The 23,616-nt window shown below is 39.9% G+C and carries 17 protein-coding genes and 1 other RNA gene; 12 read left to right on the top strand and 6 right to left on the bottom strand.

Annotated features, from left to right (window positions below):
• Positions 1 to 66: 66 nt before the first annotated feature.
• The 3 genes from QUE03_RS13410 to murI form a co-directional block, all read right to left on the bottom strand.
• Complete coding sequence (locus QUE03_RS13410) at positions 67 to 1,608, bottom strand: tetratricopeptide repeat protein (protein ID WP_286262269.1); 1,542 nt, start codon at positions 1,606 to 1,608, stop codon at positions 67 to 69.
• A 256-nt stretch (positions 1,609 to 1,864) separates the two neighbouring features.
• Positions 1,865 to 3,052 carry a methionine adenosyltransferase gene (gene metK, locus QUE03_RS13405; RefSeq protein ID WP_286262267.1) on the bottom strand — a complete coding sequence of 396 codons (1,188 nt, stop codon included), beginning with the start codon at positions 3,050 to 3,052 and terminating at the stop codon, positions 1,865 to 1,867.
• Between the two features lie 167 nt (positions 3,053 to 3,219).
• Positions 3,220 to 4,116 (bottom strand): glutamate racemase, encoded by an 897-nt coding sequence (murI, locus tag QUE03_RS13400; RefSeq protein ID WP_286262266.1) that lies wholly within the window; start codon positions 4,114 to 4,116, stop codon positions 3,220 to 3,222.
• Between the two features lie 96 nt (positions 4,117 to 4,212).
• On the opposite strand from murI, the gene QUE03_RS13395 reads away from it, so the two are divergent.
• Complete coding sequence (locus QUE03_RS13395; RefSeq protein ID WP_286262264.1) at positions 4,213 to 5,457, top strand: MDR family MFS transporter; 1,245 nt, start codon at positions 4,213 to 4,215, stop codon at positions 5,455 to 5,457.
• 57 nt (positions 5,458 to 5,514) lie between these two features.
• Here QUE03_RS13395 and ssrS read toward each other — a convergent pair.
• From ssrS to QUE03_RS13380, 3 genes are all read right to left on the bottom strand, one after another.
• Positions 5,515 to 5,696: non-coding RNA, 6S RNA (gene ssrS / locus QUE03_RS13390), on the bottom strand.
• Between the two features lie 89 nt (positions 5,697 to 5,785).
• On the bottom strand, positions 5,786 to 6,964 hold the full coding sequence (locus QUE03_RS13385; protein ID WP_286262262.1) for a hypothetical protein: 1,179 nt from the start codon (positions 6,962 to 6,964) through the stop codon (positions 5,786 to 5,788).
• Positions 6,965 to 6,976: 12 nt separating this feature from the next.
• On the bottom strand, positions 6,977 to 7,336 hold the full coding sequence (locus QUE03_RS13380) for a cell division protein ZapA (RefSeq protein ID WP_286262260.1): 360 nt from the start codon (positions 7,334 to 7,336) through the stop codon (positions 6,977 to 6,979).
• A 108-nt stretch (positions 7,337 to 7,444) separates the two neighbouring features.
• Here QUE03_RS13380 and QUE03_RS13375 point away from each other — a divergent pair, with 108 nt between their 5' ends.
• From QUE03_RS13375 to QUE03_RS13325, 11 genes are all read left to right on the top strand, one after another.
• Entirely contained in the window at positions 7,445 to 8,011 is a 567-nt protein-coding gene (locus QUE03_RS13375; RefSeq protein WP_286262257.1) for a UPF0149 family protein, read from the top strand.
• Positions 8,011 to 9,348 carry a Xaa-Pro aminopeptidase gene (gene pepP, locus QUE03_RS13370; protein ID WP_286262255.1) on the top strand — a complete coding sequence of 446 codons (1,338 nt, stop codon included), beginning with the start codon at positions 8,011 to 8,013 and terminating at the stop codon, positions 9,346 to 9,348. The genes QUE03_RS13375 and pepP overlap by 1 nt, the downstream gene beginning before the upstream one ends.
• Positions 9,349 to 9,422: 74 nt before the next feature.
• Entirely contained in the window at positions 9,423 to 10,679 is a 1,257-nt protein-coding gene (gene ubiH / locus QUE03_RS13365; protein ID WP_286262252.1) for a 2-octaprenyl-6-methoxyphenyl hydroxylase, read from the top strand.
• Positions 10,680 to 10,704: 25 nt separating this feature from the next.
• Complete coding sequence (locus QUE03_RS13360) at positions 10,705 to 11,943, top strand: FAD-dependent monooxygenase (protein ID WP_286262249.1); 1,239 nt, start codon at positions 10,705 to 10,707, stop codon at positions 11,941 to 11,943.
• Between the two features lie 380 nt (positions 11,944 to 12,323).
• Positions 12,324 to 13,412, top strand: coding sequence for a glycine cleavage system aminomethyltransferase GcvT (gene gcvT, locus QUE03_RS13355; protein ID WP_286262247.1), 1,089 nt, complete (start codon positions 12,324 to 12,326; stop codon positions 13,410 to 13,412).
• Between the two features lie 121 nt (positions 13,413 to 13,533).
• Entirely contained in the window at positions 13,534 to 13,923 is a 390-nt protein-coding gene (gcvH, locus tag QUE03_RS13350) for a glycine cleavage system protein GcvH (RefSeq protein ID WP_286262244.1), read from the top strand.
• Between the two features lie 99 nt (positions 13,924 to 14,022).
• Positions 14,023 to 16,911 (top strand): aminomethyl-transferring glycine dehydrogenase, encoded by a 2,889-nt coding sequence (gcvP, locus tag QUE03_RS13345; RefSeq protein WP_286262242.1) that lies wholly within the window; start codon positions 14,023 to 14,025, stop codon positions 16,909 to 16,911.
• A 217-nt stretch (positions 16,912 to 17,128) separates the two neighbouring features.
• Positions 17,129 to 17,788, top strand: a complete 660-nt coding sequence (locus QUE03_RS13340; RefSeq protein ID WP_286262240.1) for a HEPN domain-containing protein — start codon at positions 17,129 to 17,131, stop codon at positions 17,786 to 17,788.
• 261 nt (positions 17,789 to 18,049) lie between these two features.
• Positions 18,050 to 18,946, top strand: a complete 897-nt coding sequence (locus tag QUE03_RS13335; RefSeq protein ID WP_286262238.1) for a WYL domain-containing protein — start codon at positions 18,050 to 18,052, stop codon at positions 18,944 to 18,946.
• Positions 18,946 to 21,822, top strand: a complete 2,877-nt coding sequence (locus QUE03_RS13330; RefSeq protein WP_286262236.1) for an SNF2-related protein — start codon at positions 18,946 to 18,948, stop codon at positions 21,820 to 21,822. Before QUE03_RS13335 ends, QUE03_RS13330 begins: the two co-directional genes overlap by 1 nt.
• On the top strand, positions 21,822 to 23,615 hold the full coding sequence (locus tag QUE03_RS13325; RefSeq protein ID WP_286262234.1) for an AIPR family protein: 1,794 nt from the start codon (positions 21,822 to 21,824) through the stop codon (positions 23,613 to 23,615). Before QUE03_RS13330 ends, QUE03_RS13325 begins: the two co-directional genes overlap by 1 nt.
• The last annotated feature ends 1 nt before the right edge of the window (position 23,616 follow it).

Genomic DNA, 23,616 nt, shown 5'->3' with positions numbered 1-23,616 from the left:
ATAGTTGCCAAATGAATTAAAGGGCTGCATTAGCCCTTTTTTATTGGTGCAACAGCGGAGTGATAGTTAGAGTTTTGATAGTTGACTCTTAGCGAGACTTATTCCCTTGATACTTTTTGCTCTATTTGGGTTTATGTTCAAACTGGCTTCAAATGCGGAGATAGCGGCCTCATAATCACCCCGTAGCAGTAACATGTCGCCTAATAACTCCCTCGCTGGCAGCACGGCACCAGGCGTGACTGGGTTTTTATCAAGAGAATCTTCTAAGTTGGCAGCACGTCTTAATTGAGAGATTGCTTTTGCTTTGTTACCTGTTTCAAATTTAATCCACGCGTCGAGGGTTTGTCTTTGCGCATCTACTAATATTGCCCAGTAAGTTGGGCTTTTCGCTAAGGTTTTTTCATACAAGGTGTTTAACACCGCTAAGCTTTCGTGTGCTGCTTTTATGTTTTGACTTCTTACAGCGCCAAGGCCACGGGCATAATAGGTGATTGCTTCCACTTCTGGAAAATTGTCCCAGTTGAAATAATCGGGTTGTCTTGTTTGGAGCTGGCTGGCTTTTTGCCATGCATTGGTTTCCAAGACGATGCGAACTGGGATGGTGGTCATTGCATAGGCCGCTGGAAACGTAGTTTGTATAGGGTGGTGCTTTTTGATCTCTTGATAGGCAGCGAGTGCTTTTTCAGTTTGCTGACTTTGCATGTAGCCATACACTAGATAGTCAACAGCATGGACATAATGCATGGAAGTACTGCCTTTAGTGGGAAAATTAAGTGCAGCTTTGGCTGATCGAATATTCCAGCTGATGACATCCTCCCAATAACCGATTCGGACAAAAATATGACTTGGCATATGTAGGGCATGTGGTACATCCGGTGCGATTTTATCGTAGGCTCTTGCCGCGCTAACCGCTTGTTCTGCTAGTACAGGATTGTCATAGGCGTGAATGGTGTAGTGAATCGCGCCAGGATGAGTGGGTGACTTTCTATAAATTTTACTGAGTAATTCTCCTGCCTGTTTTTGCTGTGAAAAACTCCCGTCAGTTTTAGGCGCCGTAACCAGCTGTGACAAGGCGTAAAATGCAGTTGCATCAAGATCATTAGGATAATTATCAAAAACTTGTTTTTGTGCCACTGCCCATAAACCGATTCGTTTTTTATCCGGCGTTGAATTCCAGTCGTGATAATAAGCCGCTGCAGCGTCAATATAATCACTTTCACGTTTGCTCGACGTTAGTGTTTTAGCTGTTGTAATGGCGTTATGGCCTAAAATAAGCGCTTCTTTACTGATTGTATCTGGCCAGAGTGGGTGAAAGAGTGTCATGGCGTAGCCCCAATATAGCATGGCACAGTCAGGCTGCTTTTCAATCCACTGGTTGAAGTGTTTTTCTGCCTGCGCATACATCATGTGATGCAATAGGGCGACGCCGGTGTTGATGGCTGATTGTGCTTCATCATTGCATGAGCTGGAAAAGTCGACTCTGCCTAAGTCACCTAGCTCGGTTACAATCATATCTTTTGTATCATGACCATCGTGTGCAAAAGTAAGTTGGCTTGCAAAGAGAGCTGAGATGGCCAACTCGATGATAAACAAGCATTTTAAGTTCATGAAGCCTCCCAAATGCTACTTATTGTGAACAAGTGCATGTTTAAGAGTTAAAACATTTAAGGGAAAATTGTCCTTGAAAATGCAGTTAGAACCCAAAAGCAATACCGATAAGAGTAGTCCAACTATTGATTGCATTCCATTCTTGAGCAATACGAACACATGGTTGTTAAATATAGCGCAATAAAAAAGGCTTCCTTAATGGAAGCCTTTAATCTAAAGGAGTATGTAAGTACACAACACTTACTAATTCATAATCTTACAGACCAGCCGATTTGCGTAGTTCGTCAGCTTTGTCCGTTTTTTCCCAGCTAAAGGCTGTAAAGGTTTCACCGTCGACGGTCATTTCGTATGGCTCACGACCAAAGTGACCGTATGCTGCTGTTTGTTGGTACATCGGGTGTAACAAGTCGAGCATTTTAGTAATGCCGTATGGGCGTAAGTCAAAGTGTTCACGTACCAGTTCAACTAATTTCTTTTCTGAAACTTTGCCGGTACCAAAAGTTTCTACTGTGATTGACGTTGGCTCAGCAACACCAATAGCGTAAGACACTTGAATTTCACAACGTTCTGCAAGTCCAGCTGCTACGATGTTTTTTGCCACATAACGACCTGCGTAGGCTGCACTGCGATCCACTTTCGATGGATCTTTACCTGAGAAAGCACCACCGCCATGACGTGCCATGCCGCCATAGGTATCAACAATGATTTTACGACCAGTTAAGCCACAATCACCTACCGGACCACCAATGACAAAACTGCCGGTTGGGTTGATGAAGTACTTAGTATTTTCAGTCAGTAGCTCTTCTGGCAATACATGCAAGATAATGTTTTTCATGACTGCATCATGTAATTGCTCTTGTGTAATATCAGGGTTGTGCTGTGTGGACAAAACAACGGCATCAATCGCTACTGGCTTATTGTCTTCATAAACAAATGTCACTTGGCTTTTCGCGTCAGGGCGTAACCAAGGCAAAACGCCAGATTTACGTACTTCAGCTTGACGTTCTACTAATAAATGAGAGTAATAAAGCGGTGCAGGCATTAATGTTTCAGTTTCATTGGTTGCATAACCAAACATTAAACCTTGGTCGCCAGCACCTTGCTCTTCAGGTTTAGAGCGATCAACGCCCTGAGCAATTTCTAATGACTGCTGGCCAATTAAATTCATGATGCCACAGGTCTCACCATCGAAACCAACGTCTGATGAGGTGTAGCCAATATCACAAATTACTTTACGAGTAAGGCTTTCCAAATCAACCCATGCTGAAGTCGATATTTCACCAGAAATAATGGCAACACCCGTTTTCACCATAGTTTCACAGGCAACACGAGCGTTTTTATCTTTAGCGATAATCGCGTCTAAGACGGCATCAGAGATTTGATCCGCAATTTTATCCGGATGACCTTCTGATACTGATTCAGATGTAAAAAAATGAGTAGACATAAAACCTCAACAAAATTAACTGGTTGAAAAAGGCATACTTGAGTAATCGTTAACCAAGAGCCAAATTTTTCGCAATTTTAGCTTATATTAACTGTGAAGGAAAGTTTTTTACGCCTAGACGTCTAAATGTCTCTTTTCTTGTTGTGGCAGATCAATAAATAACAAATTCAGACAAAATTTTGCAGAGATAATTGCATTTGGTTTGAGTTAGTTTGAGCAGTGTTCTCTGGCGTGTTTAGATTATCTTCAGTGGTTTTCCAGAGCTGTTGGATAATGTGCTGCTGATTTGCAGACGGCTTGGTGCTGTAAAAACGGATATTGGCGCTAGTATTCACTTTAGCAAGAGTGGATTGTTCAAGGGATGTCGACAAATTATGTTTATTAAGCTGTCTTGTTAACTCCTGTGTAACAGGCAGCGCGGTTTCTAATAAGCTGACTTTATCTCCTAATATCTGCTTAATTTGTTCACTGACGAAAGGGTAGTGGGTACAGCCCAATACAAGTTTATCGATGTTTTTTTCAAGCAGCGGTGATAAGTATCTTTTCAATAAGGTATAGCTCATTAGCGTATTGGCATGGCCTTGCTCAATAACATAAGCCAAATCTGGACAGGGTTGAATGTGAACATTAGCACCGTTACTGTGTTTTTCAACCAAAGATAAGAACCTTTGATTTGTCGCCGTCGCTTGGGTCACTAATAGTCCCACGGATTTGGTTTTACTGTGTTGGGCTGCGGGCTTAATGGCAGGCTCAACGCCGATAATGGGAATCGATAAATTTGCTCTTAGCTGGTCGATGGCGTTAACGGTTGCTGTGTTACAGGCAATGACAATGGCTTTCACGTTCATTTTGACTAGCTGGTCTGCAATGTAATTGACGCGCTCAATAATTTGTTCGGTGTTGAGCTTACCATACGGTGCGAATTTTGAATCCGCCACATAAACAAGGGACTCATGCGGCAATGTTTCATGAATGCACTGTGCAATAGACAAGCCACCAATGCCGGAATCAAAAATACCGATTGGTCGAGTATCTGCGCTGTTCTTAGTATGATTTTCGTACATTTGTGAAAATAGTGAATAAACTCGTTGCCGTTATAGGAGCTTTTGTATTTAATGTAAAGAAAATCATTATCACTTTTCTCCTAAATTTCGAAGGCTATGGACAGTAATATTTCAATTTCAACGCTTAAAAAGTTTCCAACATTAATGTGGATAATACTTTTTGGCGATTTCATCACTCGTGGCAGCTTCTATATGGTGTGGCCATTTCTTGCTGTGATCTTGTATCAAAAGTTTGGCATATCAGCTACTGAAGTTGGTCTTATTCTCTCTGGCGCAGCATTCATTTCTGTGTTTATCGGCTTTTTTGGCGGCGCATTGTCAGATTTATTAGGCCGTAAAAAGGTTATGTTTACTAGTGGTATTTGTTATGTCATTTCGTTTGTCTTACTTGCACAAGCAGATACCGTAACTGGTTACATTGTAGTTATCACGATTTGTTCAATGTCCAAAGCTATTTGGGATCCGCCAACACAGGCCTTAGTCTCTGATATTTTGCCTGATGTAAGCGTCAGAGAGCTTGCATTGCAAATGCGCTATTTTATCGTCAATGTTGGTTGTGCAATAGGCCCGATGTTGGGCGTATATTTTGGTGTTACGGGGCAACAGTCAGGCTTTTTATTAACAGCATTGACGTTTGCCTTATGGCTGGTGTTATTGGTGATAGGAATGAAGCGCCATGGCGACATTGCCGAGCATAAACAAGAATCGAACCATAAAATGTCAGATACGTGGCGAATACTGCTGCAAGACAGGATGTTGCAGTGTTTAATCATCGCAAACATTATTTGCATGTTTGTTTATGCGCAAATGGATACAACACTAATTCAGTACCTTACTCGCGCTGAAATGCCTGATCTAATTAAGTTGATCTCTTCAATCATATTCACAAATGCGTTAGTTATTATTACAAGCCAATTCTTATTATTAAGAATGATGGCTTCATTGACCCTAACGCATCGTATTCAAATTGGTTTGGTGCTACTCGCAATATCTCAACTATGGATGGCGTTCAACCCCATCACTGCGTTTTGGGGCTGGATAGGAGCCGTGGTTGTAATGAGCTTTGCTGAAGCTATTTTGTTCCCAACCATGAATGTGCAAATAGACAGGTTGGCTCCTAAACATCTTAGGGGAGCTTATTTTGGCGCCGCTTCATTTTACTCTATTGGTTACGCCATAGCGCCTTTAGGTGGGGGGATATTGTTAGACTACTTGGGTGGGCCTTGGGTCTTTGCCATAGGTGGCGTACTGATCCTATTAGTGATGTATTTATACAGCGTACTGCACAAGATGCGCCGACCTGATTTTGAGCAACTAAAAACGAGTGAACCCGTTAGTTAAAACGGTAGCTATCTTTTTAGGGGGCAAAATATTGAAGGTAGAGCTTTGAAAGGAGGTTCTGCTTCCAGAATGCCGTAGCCAACACTAGTCCTGAACACCGTGTGTTCAGGGCGGAAATTGTACTAAATCCGTAGGCTTCCCGATACAAGTCGGGCTTGCGCAATAGAAATGGTTTAATTTCCTAAGGTAAAACTTATCGGCTCAGGGACATAGTTAACTTACAAGCATCCCAGAAGACAGAGTGCAATTATAACCAAGAATCGACAAAAATTTTAGTATTTTTTAGCACAAAAAGACTGTTTGAAGTTTCTTTGAACAAATTGCGTTGCTATTGAACAACTTGCGCTTTACACGGGTTATAATTCGGATCTTGAGAGCGCCATTTTGCTTCTTCGGTAAGTTGTTTTAAAGCAGAAAATTCGCCGTGCTCTAGTCCCAACTGAAGCCATAAACGCATCAAATCTTCATCGTGATACATCAATAAAGTTGCTTTGCTTGTTTGCTCATTGAAACTCTCTTGATATTGTGACGAAGATCGCTGTTCACTCGCAGCAGCCGCATCATCATCTTGGAGCTTTAAGTAGTATTCTTTTACTAACGATGAGCCCAAGCTTGACAGAAATAACGAATGACTGTTGTGTTCCATGTTTTCGCCTAATTGAAAACAAGCGTCTAATACTTCAATATTTTGAACTTCAGTTTCTAAACAATACTCAAATGCTTGCCCATAATTAACAGAGTGGGCTGATATATGGCCAATGGCTGATGCGATGTTTCCTGCATAACTCTTGGAAGTCATTGGGCTAACTGTTTGATCAAATAGCGCAATAGATTCGTAAAAATACTCTGAAAAGAATGACTTTTTCGCTGCAACTGTTAGTGATTCAAAAGCACCTTGTAGATCATTGTGAGTGAATTTATGAGCCGCAATACTCAGCCATATCATGCCGTTTTCTTGATCAACGGCGTTAGCTTTATCAAAAAGTTGCTGATTACAAATATTGTTATTATTAGATGAGTGACAAGCGCTTAATAGCTTGAGGTATGCGATTTTATTTGAAGGGTATTTTTGGTGAAATTCATTTAGTTCATTGAGCTTTTCTTTAGTGCTAATCCCAATATCAAAGAGTATGCCAGCAAGTTGCTCATGATCAATGTTTGAGTGTTTTAGGGCCTGAATTATTACGTCATGCTGTTGCTCGTCTTCGCTTAGTAATCGCTCCTGCTGATCAAGCGTCATCTCTTGGCTGTCAAAACCAGGGGTTGGACAAGTGATTATTTCAGCCAATTGGTCGGTAAGAGTTGTGTCGATGGTGCGATTAAAGAGAGTGGCTTCTAATTGTTCTTCTGTTGCCGTCAGTGGCTTTTCTTGCCGTAAGCTAGCTTGATTGGAATTATTTTCATTTAAACCGGTGTTAACTGCGATTTTTTCGGATTGTATAAATTGCCGGCTAAGTATCACTATGACAAGAAAAGCGAACACACAAAAAAGCGTTAGCTTTCTCATGTCTTTTTCCTGTTAAGCGCTTTTAGATTGCTGTGAAAGTAAGGCGTGTTCGATAGTGGATTGTAATAACTCTATTTTGTTTTGCGTTTCGACACGATCTTTTTCTTGTGCTTTTTGCGTTTTTAACAAATCGTTCGCAAGGTTCAACGCCGTCATTAGCATTGCTTGTTCAGGTGTAGCAACACTGTTCGATTTATTGGCCAGCTCAATCCGTTGAGTCAACTCATTTGCAGCAGCGATAAGCGCGCTTTCTTCCCCTTTAGGGCAGGCGACTCTGAGTTTTCGTCCAGCTACGTTTATTTCTACTTGATGACGCATCGCTGTGGCGAAGTCCTTGTTAAATTCATTAATATCAGGATGCACTATAACCATACGCCATAAGCTATGCAAGCCAAACTAACGCGTAATGGTTTTTCTGGAATCAAAAAGGGGGCAATGTTAGGATATATCCTTATATTATAACGACATTAGTGAATGAATATGTCTGACGAAAGTTTACTCGATTTTGCCGCCGTACAAGCGGTCTTAACCGCTGAAAATGTTAAAGCGCATGGTGCAGAATTACACGGTGTTTTAACGGGATTGATCAGTGCCGGTTATGCCTTTGAAAGTACCGATTACTTAACCATGATTAACGATTTGTTTAATAACGGTGAAGGGTTACCTGTAGCAGTTAAAAGTATAGTGAAACAACTTTATAGTGAAATTTGGCAAACATTACTAGATGACTCATACGGTTTTAGGTTGATGCTTGCTGACGATGATGATTCTATGGCCGAACGTGCCAACGCTATTGGTGCTTGGGTGCAAGGCTTTAATTTAGGTTTCGGTCTACAGCAAAAAGATACCGCAATTGCTTCTGAAGATGTCAAAGAAGTGATCAGTGATTTTGCTGAAATCGCCAACCTTTCAGATGACATTGATGAAGACGAAGCGACAGAGCAAGCTTATTATGAAATAGCTGAATACGTTAAAGTATCTGTACTATTATGCTTTTCTGAGCTAGGCACCCCTCTTGAAACTAAGCAAGAAGAAACTTTACATTAATGATTAAACATACTCTATTGCCTGCGAGCGAATTTGTATCGCGCCGTGATAAATTTGCTGCACAAATGGAACCGAACAGTGTTGCTTTTATCAGTGCCAACAAAGAAGTGACGCGGAGCAACGACACAGAATATTCTTTTTGCCAAGACAAAAACTTCTATTATCTAACCGGTTTTAATGAGCCCGACGCTTTGCTATTGCTGATTAAAATTGCTGGTGCTCAAGCTGAATATCAATCGATACTTTTCTGCCGTGATAAAGATCCGATGCAAGAAGTATGGCATGGTCGACGTGTCGGCCCTGAGCTAGCAAAAGAAGCTTATGTCTTTGATCAAACCTTTACGCTAGACAAGATGGATGAACAAGTTACGTCACTTATAAATGGTGTAGAAAATGTCTATCATTGTTTTACTGATGTCGACTTAAACAAGCAAGTTGATCTTTGGATCAAGCAAGTCGCCAGCCAATTGAAAATGGGTAAACGCTCGCCAACGGTTAAGTTTGATTGTAGTGATATTATCCATGAATTACGGTTGATTAAATCAGAAGCTGAACTTGAAATTATGCGTCAAGTGAATGTCATCAGCGGCAATGCTCATCAACGTGCAATGAAATATAGTCGAGCAGGTCGATTTGAGTATCAAATAGAAGCTGAAATATTACATGAGTTTGCCAGCAACGGTGCGCGCTTTGCTGCTTATAACTCAATTGTAGCGGGTGGTGACAACGCTAATATCTTGCACTACACCGATAATCAAGAAGAACTTGAAGCAGATCAATTGCTGTTAATTGATGCTGGTGGAGAATATGCCGGTTACGCTGCTGATATTACGCGGACATTTCCTATCAACGGTAAATTTACTGAAGAACAAAAAGCAGTTTATGAATTGGTGTTGAAGTCACAAATTGTTGCTATCGAAGCGATTAAGCCTGGTATGACCTTTGCTCGCTTGAATGAACTGGTTGGTGAAGTTCTCACACAAGGGTTGTTTGATTTAGGCATTCTAACAGGCAACATTGATGAATTGTTAAAAGCGAATGCCTGCAAAAAGTTTTTCATCCATGGCTTAGGGCATTGGTTAGGCCTCGATGTGCATGATGTTGGCGATTATCATATCAATGAGAAACGTCAGCAATTACGTGAATTCAAGCCAGGTATGGTGATGACCATAGAGCCCGGAATTTATATACCTAAAGGCTGTGATGTTGAGCCAAAATGGCAGGGCATTGGTGTACGAATTGAAGACAACATTGCTGTTACTGAGTCAGGCTATGAAAACTTAACCGTTAATTCACCTAAAACGATCGCTGACATCGAAGCACTGATGCAGTCATAATTTAAGCAGAACCAACGAAAAACGGGGCTCGCTAGTACTAAACCATAGTATTTGCGACGGCGAGGACAGCAAGTATGTCGACAAAACCTGTCGAAGCACACGAAGAATCAAGCGCAGAACAGCAAGCTAAAACAAAAGTAGCAACACATTTCGATGTTGTTATCGCTGGAGGCGGACTTTCGGGTGCATTAATGGCACAAAGTTTAGCGTCTTTAAGAAATGCGCAAGGCAAATCGTTGTCTATTGCAATTGTCGAAGCAACAGCGGTGAAACAAAATATCGCCCAGACCTTTGATGATCGTGTGCTGGCGTTAGCGCATGGCACAGCGGCCTATCTTGAACGTTTACATGTTTGGTCAGAACTGGCACCCGATGCAACCGCTATTACCGACATACATATTTCTGATCGTGGTCATTACGGTAAAGCGAGAATTAGCGCAAAAGAGCATAATGTTAATGCGCTAGGTTATGTAATCGAAATGGTGTTAATTGGCAAAAGCTTAGTTAACGCCTTGAAAACGCATACTAATATTAGTTGGTTTTGTCCTGATAAGATTGCCGAAATCACATGGCAAAAAGAACAAGTGCATTTAACGCTGGAATCAGCTGAGAAGTTAACGTCAACACTATTAATAGGTTGCGATGGTGGTCATTCATCTTGTCGGAAAAAAGCTAATATTCAAAACAGCTTTTTCGATTATCAACAATCTGCGGTTATTGCTAATATCAGTACCGAAAAATTTCATCAAAATTTAGCCTTTGAGCGATTCACGGAAAGTGGCCCGTTGGCCATGTTGCCGTTGTCGAAAGGGCGCTGTTCATTGGTGTGGTCTCTAACGCCAGAAAAAGCAGAGCAAATTAACCAATTGGATGACAACAGCTTTGCTCAGGCATTGACTGAAGCGTTTGGCCAGTGGTTAGGCAAAATTACCCATGTTGGCAAACGCAGTACTTACCCTTTGGTTTTAGTAAAGGCAAATGAGCAAGTGTTTCATCGTATGGCGTTGGTGGGAAATGCGTCACATACTATACATCCTATCGCTGGGCAGGGCTTTAATCTTGGTGTTAGGGATGTGCAGTCGTTAGCTGAGCTAATCAAGCAGGCCTTTTTAAACAATGAGGATATCGGTCAGTTTTCACTGCTGAATAACTATGCCAATGAACGCGATATTGACCAAAACCAAGTCATCAACTTGACGGACTCACTAGTGACCCTATTTTCTAACCAGCATTGTCCACTGGTTGCTGGACGTAACATTGGGCTCAAAGCGATGAATTATCTATCACCTCTACAAAATGTCTTTGTTGAAAAAACAATGGGCTATAAGTAGCAAACTCATGACTCAAGAGTAGGCAATGAACAAATACGATTTACTGATTATTGGCGGCGGCATGGTGGGGCTAACCTTAGCTCTGGCGATCCGCAAAGAAACATCACTGACCATTGCTATTGTCGATAATCAACCAGCCAGCCCACTAACAAAAGAGCCAGAGCTTAGGGTTAGTGCGATTAATGCGGCCAGTCAGAAAATTTTTGAAAACCTTGATGTGTGGTCTGAGGTTATTAGCCAACGCGCTCAGGCTTATCACCACATGCATGTTTGGGATAAGGAGGGATTTGGAAGTCTGGACTTTGATCTACAAGCATTGGGTCTAAGCAAGCAGTTTGAACAACTTGGCCATATAATCGAAAACAAAGCAATTCGTTTTGCCTTATGGGAAAAAGCGCAAGCAGACGACGGTATTACATTTTATACACAAGAGCCAATCACCAATGTGGCCATGGGTGATAGTGAAGTGTTTGCCACATTCACCACGCAAATGCCAATCACTGCTAAACTTGTCATTGGCGCTGATGGCGCTAATTCATGGTTAAGACAGCAAGTGGATATGCCGATTGCATTTCGAGACTATGATCATCATGCTATTGTTGCCACAGTTAAAGCTGAACATGGCCATCAAAACACGGCGTGGCAAGTGTTCTTAGAATCAGGCCCATTAGCCTTCTTGCCACTTGCGACCGAGCAGGGGAATGAACATTTAGCGTCAATTGTGTGGTCAACATCACCCAGTGAAGCCAAGCGATTATGCGGACTTTCAACTGACGAATTTAACAAAGAAATCACCGCTGCAAGTGATGGTAAATTAGGGCAAATCTCCCTAGAGAGCGAAACCGCGACTTTTCCGTTAACGATGCGACTAGCCCATGATTTTGTAAAAGGCAAAGCTGTGCTTGTTGGTGACGCAGCCCATACAATTCATCCGTTAGCGGGACAAGGTGTGAATTTAGGATTGTTAGATGCATCCTCGTTGGCACAAATTATTGCCGAGCAATATCAAAGAAAAAATGAGTTGTGGTGTAATGAAGCGATGCTAAAACAGTATTCACGCTGGCGCCGAGCAGAAGCGTCTGACATGGTGATGGCAATGGAAGCCATCAAACAAATATTTGCCCCAAGGCACCCTGTCACGAATATTATTCGAGGCGTTGGCATGAAAGTGTTAGACACCATAACACCAGTTAAGTCTTTGATGGTGAAACAAGCGCTTGGATTAAAGAGTGACCTGCCAAAGCTGGCTAAAAAACACGTGTAATAGTTGCGGCTCATCCTTAACGATTAAGCACTCTACTTGATGTTAGCTAAATATGTGAAAAAACACTAAAAACTTGACCAATTGAACAGTTAAATAATTTTCAAGAATTAATCACGAAAGCGGCTATACGCCGCTTTTTTATTTTGTGTTAAATATTTTATATTGTGCTTTTATGAAATTATATTCGGAAAAGGTGCTGTTAAGCAGTATTTGTGAGTGATACTTGTGATAAGAGTTGTTGAATCAACGAAGTTTGTCACATATAATTCTGCGCAATTTTTGTAAATCTCTGGTCTATCGCCTATTTTCAAAAAGCTTGCTCAATTTAGAGCAAGAAAGCAGAACATAGGAACGGCCTACAACATGAGTGAAACAGTCACATGACCAACAAAACGGTATTGCATGCAAAGCACTTAGAATCAAGTGCAAAAATGGTAGATTTCCACGGTTGGGAAATGCCGATTAATTACGGCTCTCAAATCGAAGAACATCACGCTGTTCGTCAAGACGCTGGTATGTTTGACGTATCACACATGACCATTGTTGATATTAAAGGCGATGACGCACAAGCATTTTTGCGTCGTTTAGTGATCAACGATGTTGCTAAATTAGATGTTGCAGGTAAAGCACTTTATACCGGCATGTGTAATCATGAAGGCGGCGTAATAGACGACTTGATCGTTTATTACTTTACTGAAACGGATTACCGTTTAGTAGTAAACTCAGCAACACGTGAAAAAGACTTAGCGTGGATAAACGAGCAAGCTAGCGCATACAGCGTCTCTATTACAGAACGTCCTGAATTTGCGATGATCGCCGTACAAGGTCCACAAGCAAAAGCAAAAGTTGCCACATTATTAAATGCTGAACAAACTCAAGCGGTTGATGGCATGAAGCCATTCTTTTCAGCACAAGCGGGTGATTTGTTCATCGCGACTACAGGTTACACGGGTGAAGCAGGTTATGAAATTGCTTTACCAGCAGAGCAAGCTGCTGACTTATGGCAACAATTACTAGACGCTGGTGTTAAACCATGTGGTTTGGGTGCTCGCGATACATTACGCTTAGAAGCAGGTATGAACCTATACGGTTTAGACATGGATGACTCAGTCTCTCCACTTGCTGCTAATATGGCATGGACAATTAGCTGGGAGCCTGAAGACCGCGACTTTATCGGTCGTGAGGTATTAGCGACACAACGTGCAGCGGGCGACCAACCTAAACTTGTTGGTTTAGTGTTAGAAGAAAAAGGTGTATTACGTACAGGCTTAAAAGTGATCACCGAACACGGTGAAGGCGTGATAACATCAGGTACTTTTTCGCCAACCTTAGGTCATTCAATTGCCATGGCGCGTGTACCACGCAGTGTTAAACTTGAAGACACTGTTCAAGTTGAAATGCGTAAAAAATTAGTAGATGTAAAAGTCATTAGACCGTCTTTTGCTCGTAATGGTAAAAAAGCGTTTTAATCGCTGTTTAGATCAAAGAAAAGTTATTGATTAGTGCAGTAAATCCTCTATATTTTATAGGGTATTTACTTCGCTTACTTAAATCACACAGAATTCACAGATTAAATTTAGGAACATAAAAATGAGCAACATTCCTTCTGAGTTAAAATACGCTACTTCTCATGAGTGGGTACGTAATGAAGGCAACGGTATTGTAACCGTTGGTATCACTGAGCATGCACAAGAATTATTAGGTGACATGGTATTTGTTGAACTACCAGATGTAGGCGACAACATCAGCACTGGCGACGACGTTGCCGTAGCTGAATCTGTTAAAGCAGCTTCTGATATCTATGCACCGATTACGGGTGAAGTGGTAGAAGTAAACGAAGATTTAGAAGATTCACCAGAGTTAGTAAACTCAGACGCATTCGGCGACGGTTGGATGTTCAAAGTTAAAATTGAAGATGCGGGTGAGTTAGATAACTTGCTTGACGCTGAAGGTTATGAAAACTCAATTGACGAAGACTAATCGTTAATTAACAAATAGATAAGAGCCTCGGACACTGTTCGGGGCTTTCTTTTTTATTATCGATACTTTACTTATAAAATACGAAAGCGAAGCTGTTTTATGACTACTCAAACTCTGAAAGATTTAGAGCAAACTCAAGATTTTATCCGTCGCCATATTGGCCCTGACGAAGCACAAACACAAGCCATGTTAAACGATATCAATGCAGAATCAGTTGATGCATTAATTGACGAGATTGTGCCTGCGAATATTCGTCTTGCTGATTTACCTGCAATTGAAGAAAGTAAAACAGAAGTCAAAGCATTAGCTGACTTAAAAGCCGTAGCAAGCAAGAACGTGGTTAATACCACGCACATTGGATTAGGTTACTATGGCACACTAACGCCAAACGTAATTTTAAGAAACGTACTAGAAAACCCAGGCTGGTACACGGCATATACGCCATACCAACCAGAAATTGCTCAAGGTCGTTTAGAGTCATTATTAAACTACCAACAAATGTGTTTAGACCTTACAGGTTTGGACCTAGCGTCGGCTTCATTACTTGATGAAGGTACCGCGGCTGCAGAAGCTATGGCACTAGCGAAACGTGTGTCAAAAAACAAAAAATCAAACTTGTTCTTTGTTTCTGAAGAAGTCTATCCACAAACCATTGACGTTGTTAAAAACCGTGCAGAATTTTTTGGCTTTGACTTAGTTATCGCGCCAGCAAATGATGTTGAAAACCACGATGTATTCGGTGCGTTATTACAATATCCAGCGGCAAGTGGTGAAGTGTCTGACATTTCTGAGCTAATCGAAAAAGTACATGCTAAAAAAGGTATCGTGGCTGTAGCAGCAGATATCATGAGCTTAGTGTTATTAAAAGCACCGGGCGAATTAGGTGCTGACGTTGTTATTGGTTCAAGCCAACGTTTTGGTGTACCGATGGGTTACGGTGGCCCACACGCTGCCTTCTTTACTACGTCTGACAAGTACAAGCGTTCAATGCCGGGTCGTATTATTGGTGTATCAAAAGATACACGTGGTAATGCTGCATTACGTATGGCAATGCAAACACGTGAACAACACATTCGCCGTGAAAAAGCCAACTCAAACATTTGTACAGCACAAGTATTATTAGCGAACATGGCGGCATTCTACGCGGTTTACCATGGTCCTAAAGGCTTAAAAGTGATTGCTGAGCGTATTCACCGTTTTACTGACATTTTATGTTTAGGTATGGCGACTAAAGGCGTACAAGCTGATCACGCAAACTACTTTGACACCTTAACCTTTACGTTAAGCAACAAAGAAGAAATTGTTTCTCGTGCATTAGCAAAAGGCGTTAACTTACGTACTGACGTTGAAGGTAAAGTATCGGTTTCATTAGATGAAACAACCACCCGTGAAAACGTAGCTAACTTGTTTGATATTTTACTCGGCGAAGGACACGGCCTTGATGTTGCTGCACTAGACCAACAAATTATTGATTGTGATCATGCTTCAATTCCAGCATCGCTTGTTCGTGAATCTGAAATTTTAACGCACCCAGTATTTAATTCGTATCACTCAGAAACTGAGATGCTACGTTACATCAAGAAGTTAGAAAACAAAGATTTAGCGCTTAATCACTCAATGATTTCATTGGGTTCATGTACCATGAAGTTAAACGCGACGGCACAAATGATCCCAGTATCATGGCCTGAATTTGCCAACATGCACCCATTTGCACCTGTTGACCAAGCGCAAGGCTACAAGCACATGATTGATGAGCTTGATAAGTGGTTAGTTGAGCTAACGGGTTACGATGCGATGTCAATGCAACCTAACTCTGGCGCACAAGGTGAATACGCAGGTTTAATCGCGATTCAAAAATACCATGAGAGCCGCGGTGATGCTCACCGTAACATCTGTTTAATTCCTTCGTCTGCTCACGGTACTAACCCTGCGTCAGCACAAATGGTAGGCATGAAAGTCGTTGTTGTTGATTGTGACAAGAGCGGTAACGTTGATATGAGCGACCTGAAAGCGAAAGCTGAAGAGTTACGCGACAACCTTTCTTGTATCATGATCACATACCCGTCTACACACGGTGTATACGAAGAAACCATTCGTGAAATTTGTGAAATCATTCACGACAACGGCGGCCAAGTGTACCTTGATGGCGCAAACATGAACGCACAAGTAGGTATTACATCACCTGGTTTTATCGGTGCTGACGTTTCTCACTTAAACTTACACAAAACTTTCGCTATTCCACACGGCGGCGGTGGCCCAGGTATGGGTCCAATCGGTGTTAAAAAACACCTTGCCCCGTTCTTACCAGACCATGCCCTAATCAATGTTGATGAAAGCACTAAAGGTAACGGCGCCGTATCGGCGGCACCTTTTGGTAGTGCAGGTATTTTGTGTATTTCTTACCTTTACATTGCGATGTTAGGTAAAAAAGGCGTAACTGATTCAACCAAATACGCGATTACTAACGCTAACTACTTAGCGCACAAGTTAAGCCAACATTACCCAATTCTATACACAGGTAACAATGGCCGCGTAGCGCACGAATGTATTGTTGATTTACGCCCACTTAAAGAAGCGTCAGGCATTACTGAAATGGACGTTGCTAAACGCTTAATGGATTACGGCTTCCATGCGCCGACTATGTCGTTCCCAGTAGCGGGTACGTTAATGATTGAGCCAACGGAATCAGAAGCAAAACCAGAGCTTGATCGTTTCATTGAAGCGATGACCTGTATTCGTGATGAAATTCGCAAAGTAGAGCAGGGTGAGTGGACGGTTGAAAACAACCCACTGCACAATGCGCCGCATACGCTAGCAGATATTACCGACCCAGCATGGGATCGTGCTTACACCGTAGGTGAAGCGGTATTCCCAGTACCTGCGGCAGCAGCGAATAAATTCTGGCCAACGGTTAATCGTATTGATGACGTATTCGGCGACAGAAACTTAATTTGTTCATGTCCAAGTGTGGATACGTATAAAGACTAGTTAACATATTGATCACGACAATTCTAGTTGGAAACCGATCAGATCTAGTTGGAAACCGACAAATCTAGTTGGAAACTCTGGAATTGTTTATTTGAAAAGCGAACTTTTATAGTTCGCTTTTTTGTTTTTAAAGTCAAAATAACTACTAAATAGGGTTTGCTTATTAATATTATTAAGTGATTATAGGACAATTAGCATATAAAACAGGGAAGTATTTATGATTTTAACGTATAAAAATTTAAAAGAACGACAGCGTAAAGAGCGTGATAATTATCCTTTAAACTTAAACCTTCGAGTACATCGAGCTTTAAGCTGGTTAGATCGAGCCGAGCAAGCTGAAGGTGACCAAGACGCGCAGTTTATTTTCTTATGGATAGCCTTTAATGCGGCATATGCCAATGAAATAGATAACCACCACCGCTTCACCGAACAAGAAACCTTTCGAAATTTTATTGATAGGTTATGCCAGTTAGATAAAGGTAGCTTACTATCAGACCTAGTCTGGAAAGAGTTCACCAGTAGTATTAGGGTGCTTCTTAGTAACCAATATGTATTTCAACCATTCTGGGACTTTCACAATAACAAAAAATCAGAGCAAGAATGGCAAGATGATTTTAAAACCGCTAATGCTTTCGCACATAAGGCACTAGGTCACAAAAACACCTCAGCAGTCCTATCCGTAATATTCTCTCGTTTATATACGTTACGTAATCAAATAATGCATGGTGGTGCAACATGGAACAGTGCAGTTAACAGGGACCAAATGCGTGATGCTGTTGCTTTCATGAGTAAATTTGTACCATCTGTTATTACAATAATGATGGACAGTTCGAATGAACTTTGGGGCGAGCCATGCTTTCCTGTTGTTGAGTGCTAAGGAGGTAATGTGGAGAGCGTATCTAGCATTTTAGGCTTCATAATTAATATTATTTGGGCAGTTTTAATCATCTATCTGGTTATCAAAGTATGGAATGGTTTCTGGCATTGGTTATTCCCAAGTGAGTAATTCTATTAACCGTACAAAAAGTAACTGAAATCCAATATTTTTACGATTGACATAGTCCTAAATTGTGCGAAGATTAGCACTTAATCAAATTGATGATGTTTTGAAATCAATCCTAATAGCTGACATGATGATATGAGTAATAACAATAATAAAAAACTTGAAGAAGTTAGCTTCGCTCAGAAACAAAGATTAGCCTTTATCGATTTCTTATTGATGTTTAAAGGGACGTTTGTACGTAGCGATTTAACTTCAAAATTTCAAATGGGGATGGCTAATGCGACAAGGGATATTGCCCTATACCGAGAATTAGCTCCAAAAAATTGTGATTTTGATAATCCAGCTAAAATGTACTGCCAAACAAAGCTGTTCAAACCTTTATTTAAGCACGATGCCCGAAAAACACTTGTTAAGTTAGCGAACAATATTACCGATGGTTTTGATGCTATTGGCGATATTAATTTTCCCGTGGATGCCCCTAGCCAACTGAATGTGCCAGATATATTCATCGTAGCTAAACTAGTCCAGTCTATCCTCAATAATAAGGCAGTAAGTATTATTTATACTTCACTTTCTAGTGGCTCCGCTGCAAGAGAGTTAGTGCCCCATAGTATTATTGATAATGGACTAAGATGGCATGTTCGAGCTTTTGATCGCAAATCAAATTCATTCAGGGATTTTGTTCTTACCCGTATCAGTAAAGTCACTATTAAAGACGATGTACTTCAAAATCATGAAGATAAGTTAGAAGATAATCAATGGATGCGCATGATGCCACTTCAGTTAGTTCCGCATCCTAACAACATAGAACACGCTACCGCTATTCAAATGGATTATGCCATGGACAAAGGTGTTTTAGAGCTGAATGTGAGAGCAGCACTAGCAGGATATTTACTGCGTCGTTGGAATGTTGATTGTACTGAAAATGCATCGTTAATAGGCGGCGAGTATCAACTTTGGCTTAGGAATAGACAAACACTTTATGGTGCAGAAAATTTAGCAATTGCACCAGGTTACAAGACAATAGAATAATGCAAATAACTCCATACCAAGCAAAGTATTTTGCACATGAACTAACAATACAACATGCATCGAATGGTGTTGATAGATTGTCTCAATCTCTTTTTGATGCAAGTGTTGATTTAAACCCTCATCAAATAAATGCCGCTTTATTCGCTTTAAGTAATCCTTTGAGTAAAGGTGTAGTGCTAGCTGACGAAGTAGGCTTAGGTAAAACAATTGAAGCAGGACTTGTACTATCTCAATATTGGGCTGAACGCAGAAGAACGTTACTCATTATTTGTCCTGCTTCATTGAGAAGGCAATGGGCACAAGAACTCAAAGACAAATTCAATTTACCAACACAAATATTAGATGCGAAAACATGGAAACAGCTTCAAAAAGAAGGTGTTTATAATCCTTTGGCCCAAAGTTGTATTTCTATTGTGTCATATCACTTTGCAGTTCGAATGGAAGAGAAGCTACTGATTGAACCATGGGATATAGTCGTTTTCGATGAAGCACATAAACTAAGAAATGCGCATCGAAAAAGCAATAAAATGGGGCAGGCTCTAAAGCGAACATTTGAAGGCCGAAATAAACTTTTACTTACAGCGACCCCAATTCAAAATTCTTTGATGGAGCTATACGGGTTATCTACTATTATAGATGATACTTTGTTTGGTGATGACAAAGCATTTCGTCAACAATACGTGCAAAATGATAGAGCACTAGCTAGCTTGCAAGTTCGACTAAAGTCCTTCATCCAAAGAACATTGCGTAAAGATGTACTGGAGTATGTTCGTTATACCAAAAGACAGACGCTAACTGTTCCATTCCTGCCTTCTCCGCAAGAGCAAGATTTATATAATGGCATTAGTTCTCTATTAGAAAAAGATGAAAGTTATGCACTACCAAAAAGGCAGCGTCATTTAACCGGGCTAATTTTAAGAAAACTATTAGCCTCTAGTACTTATGCTGTATTAAATACCTTGAGTACCATAAAACAACGATTAGAAAAACTCAGAGCAGGCGAAATACTTAACACGCATTTAATTGAATCATTAACTGATGGCGATGACCTTGAACAAGATTATGTTGATGAGTATTACTATGAAGAGCCATTGGTTGAAGAAAGTGAAATTGATCATCAGTTATTAGCTTCTGAGATCGCTGAATTAGAATATTACATAGATCAAGCAAGTAACATCAAAGTCGATAGTAAAGCTAAAGCACTACTCATCGCTTTATCTCAAGGTTTCGAGCAAATGGAATTTATGGGAGCACCTAGAAAAGTAATTATTTTTACTGAGTCAAAACGCACTCAAGAATATCTAGAGAATTACTTAAATGCTAACGGCTACCTCGATAAAATAGTAACATTCAGTGGCACCAACAATAAGCCATTAGCAACAGAAATATATCAAAACTGGCGTGATGAAAATAAAGATTCAGATATTGTAAGTGGCTCTGCTCAAATAGATCGTCGATCTGCTCTTATCGACTATTTCAAAAATTCAGCCGAAATAATGATAGCTACAGAAGCTGCTGCTGAAGGTGTTAACTTACAATTTTGTTCCTTAATTATAAATTATGACCTTCCATGGAACCCCCAGCGTGTTGAACAACGAATTGGACGGTGTCATCGATATGGCCAAAAATTTGATGTAGTTGTTATAAACTTTTTAAATGAATCAAATAAAGCTGATCAACGAGTTTTAGAATTACTAACCGAAAAATTTCACTTGTTTGACGGTGTATTTGGCGCTTCAGATGACATATTAGGTAGCATTGAGTCAGGTGTTGATTTCGAAAAACGAATTCAATTTATCTATGACAATTGCCGAACGCCAGATCAAATTGAGTCTGCTTTTTCGCAATTAAGAAAAGAACTAGAAAAAGATATCAACGAGAAAATGACTCAAACTCGCCAGCTATTGCTAGATAACTTTGATGAAGATATTCATGATCTTTTAAAAATTCAATTAGATGCAGCAAACCAACGTTTAGATAAAATTGGAAGGTGGTTTTGGGCATTATCAAAATTTCAGCTAAAAGATCATGCCGTCTTTAATGAGCAAGAGCATAGTTTCGAGCTTAACTCTCCATTGGCCGAGTCACCAACAGGTAAATATCAGCTAATACGTCGAAATAAGAAAAGTAATGAGGCTTTGCTACCTCACACCTATACATATCGTTTAACTCACCCTCTTGGTGAATGGGCAATCGAAAATGCTAAAAGCCTCTCATTAGATAATGCTCATATTACTTTTGATTATAGTAATCACGAAGCCAAAGTTTCGATGGTTAAAGGTTTAGTGGGTAAGTCAGGAACATTAACATTACAGAAGTTTTCAATTGAATCTCTTGAACGTAATGAAGATTACTTACTATTTGCTGCAATAGATGAAAATAACAATATTATCTCTAGTGAAGTAACTCAAAAGTTAATGCAGCTATCTGCCGTTATGGAACAACATAATTCAGTAATTAAGCCGTCAGAAGAGACAGAAAATATACTGGAATCAATATTAAATGATGATCGTAACAAAACCACCAAAAATGTGAACGACAGAAATTTAACCTTTTTTGAACAAGAAGTAATAAAGCTTGATTCATGGGCTGATGATTTAAAAGAAGGTTTAGAGCAAACGATTAAAGAATTAGATAAAGAAATTAAGCAAGTCAGAAGAGAGGCCAAAATAGCCGCGACTCTAGAAGAAAAATTATCAATGCAAAAACAGCAACGAAAATTAGAGAGTTTAAGAAATAAAAGCCGTAAAGAGCTTTTTGACAAACAAGATGAAGTTGATGAACGAAGAGAAGAGTTGATCGACAATTTAGAAGCAAAATTAAGTAAAAAAACGGAAATAGAAAGTTTATTTACAATTCAATGGAGTGTGAAGTAGTGCCAGCAATTCAAAAACCAATGTTAGTTGCATTAAAAAAATTATTACAAGAAAGATTTGTTCAATATCTCCCGCCTTTATTAGGCAACGCTAATACTGATAATAAACAAGATAAACAAATTTCCAGAGCCTTTAGTGCATTTGCATTACAAGCATTATTCGATGCCAACCCAAAAACTGCCTCACAAGCTGTTGTCGATGATTATAACGATAACGGTATTGATGCTATTTATTACAATGAGTTAGACAAAACACTATATATAGTACAATCAAAATTAAAGGGCGCAGAACAATTTCAGTTGGCTGAAGCTCAATCTTTTCTTAGCGGTGTAAAACTGATTATTAATAAAGATTTTGATTCGTTTAATGCAAACGTGAAGAAGCTTATCCCTGCAATTGAAAAAGCGCTTGATGAATGTGATCAAATAAAGCTAGTTATTGCATACACTGGTGACGGTATTTCCATACAAGCTCAAAATGAAATAAAGCGAGTAGTTCAAGCTGAAATTGATGATGGTGAAGAGCAATTACAACTAGCCTATGTAGATTTTGGCCCAACTAATGTAGAACAAACATTACGTGATGAAAGTGCCATAAAGCTAGTAAATGATAGAATAAAAATACAAAAATATCGTTTAAGTGAAACACCTAAAAAAACAGTATTCGGAATCGTTAATTTAAAGGATTTAGTTAAATTACATGAAAAGCATGGAAGAAGTTTCTATGAAAAGAATATTAGGTATTTTATAGGGACAGGACGTAGAGGCGTTAATTCTGCAATTAAGAATACTTTATTGAATGAACCGGAGCATTTTCTGTATCTTAATAATGGTATTACAGTTGTAGGTAATTCTGTTAAACAACGTTCCAAATCTAGAGATAACAAAACAACTAGAGAGTTTGAAGTTACTGGTATGTCTGTTGTAAATGGCGCACAAACCATTTCAACAACAGCCCAATTTTTAAAAGAAAATCCAGGTGCCAATATTGATAGTGCTCAGGTAATGTTAACACTCATAAATACTGGTTCAGACAGCTTTCATAAACAAGTCACAAAAGCTCGTAACTTGCAGAACCCAGTTGACCTATCTAACTTTGCTGCTCTAGATGACAATCAAGAAAAGTTGAGGCAAGAAATAGCATTATATGGTGTTGAGTACCATTATCGCCCTCAACGCCAACTATCTAAAAATATACCTATTATAGAAATTGAGACATTGTCTAAAGCTTTAGCCTGTTTAGAAAAAGATATTACTTTCCCTGTGCGCCTTAAGACTGAACCGAGCCAGTTCGTTAATTATGAGTCTGACGTATATAAAGGCATATTTAAAGCTGACTTGTCGGGCAGTAAAGCAATTAATGCCGTTTATGTATATTCCGTGATTATTGAGTTGCTACTTATTGCAGAGAGATCTAGTCCTAGTCCTGAAAAGCTAGTTTATAGGCACTGTAACTATGCTATGGCAAGTATTTTAATGAAAAGTTTTAATAGTAAAATTTGCGGTGATGTAATTCTAACAAAGGAAGATATCAAGGCAACAATCAGTGGCTCTTTTGATGAATTACGACAAAAATTTGCGGATCAATACCTTATTGACGGACTAGGTTCAGCTCATCACGCATTTTTTAAAAGGCTATCAGATACTACAAAATTAATACAAAATGTAGCGATCAAATATCAAGGGTTAACTCAAGACCAAAATGTGATTAAGCTTCAAGCTCGCATAGATTACAGTGACCCATATAATCAAAATTTAACTAATTGCTTATCCGGTAAGTCAGTGCAGTTATAGG

This window comes from Thalassotalea atypica (assembly GCF_030295975.1).
Classification (GTDB): domain Bacteria; phylum Pseudomonadota; class Gammaproteobacteria; order Enterobacterales; family Alteromonadaceae; genus Thalassotalea_F; species Thalassotalea_F atypica.
The sequence above is the reverse complement of the archived record's forward strand: the minus strand, read 5'-3'. Positions and strand labels throughout refer to the sequence as shown.

Excerpts from the sequence above, each read along its gene's own strand:
- QUE03_RS13410 (WP_286262269.1), bottom strand. The coding sequence starts at position 1,608 with ATGAACTTAAAATGCTTGTTTATCATCGAGTTGGCCATCTCAGCTCTC.
- metK (WP_286262267.1), bottom strand. The coding sequence starts at position 3,052 with ATGTCTACTCATTTTTTTACATCTGAATCAGTATCAGAAGGTCATCCG.
- murI (WP_286262266.1), bottom strand. The coding sequence starts at position 4,116 with ATGTACGAAAATCATACTAAGAACAGCGCAGATACTCGACCAATCGGT.
- QUE03_RS13395 (WP_286262264.1), top strand. The coding sequence starts at position 4,213 with ATGGACAGTAATATTTCAATTTCAACGCTTAAAAAGTTTCCAACATTA.
- QUE03_RS13385 (WP_286262262.1), bottom strand. The coding sequence starts at position 6,964 with ATGAGAAAGCTAACGCTTTTTTGTGTGTTCGCTTTTCTTGTCATAGTG.
- QUE03_RS13380 (WP_286262260.1), bottom strand. The coding sequence starts at position 7,336 with ATGGTTATAGTGCATCCTGATATTAATGAATTTAACAAGGACTTCGCC.
- QUE03_RS13375 (WP_286262257.1), top strand. The coding sequence starts at position 7,445 with ATGTCTGACGAAAGTTTACTCGATTTTGCCGCCGTACAAGCGGTCTTA.
- pepP (WP_286262255.1), top strand. The coding sequence starts at position 8,011 with ATGATTAAACATACTCTATTGCCTGCGAGCGAATTTGTATCGCGCCGT.
- ubiH (WP_286262252.1), top strand. The coding sequence starts at position 9,423 with ATGTCGACAAAACCTGTCGAAGCACACGAAGAATCAAGCGCAGAACAG.
- QUE03_RS13360 (WP_286262249.1), top strand. The coding sequence starts at position 10,705 with ATGAACAAATACGATTTACTGATTATTGGCGGCGGCATGGTGGGGCTA.
- gcvT (WP_286262247.1), top strand. The coding sequence starts at position 12,324 with ATGACCAACAAAACGGTATTGCATGCAAAGCACTTAGAATCAAGTGCA.
- gcvH (WP_286262244.1), top strand. The coding sequence starts at position 13,534 with ATGAGCAACATTCCTTCTGAGTTAAAATACGCTACTTCTCATGAGTGG.
- gcvP (WP_286262242.1), top strand. The coding sequence starts at position 14,023 with ATGACTACTCAAACTCTGAAAGATTTAGAGCAAACTCAAGATTTTATC.
- QUE03_RS13340 (WP_286262240.1), top strand. The coding sequence starts at position 17,129 with ATGATTTTAACGTATAAAAATTTAAAAGAACGACAGCGTAAAGAGCGT.
- QUE03_RS13335 (WP_286262238.1), top strand. The coding sequence starts at position 18,050 with ATGAGTAATAACAATAATAAAAAACTTGAAGAAGTTAGCTTCGCTCAG.
- QUE03_RS13330 (WP_286262236.1), top strand. The coding sequence starts at position 18,946 with ATGCAAATAACTCCATACCAAGCAAAGTATTTTGCACATGAACTAACA.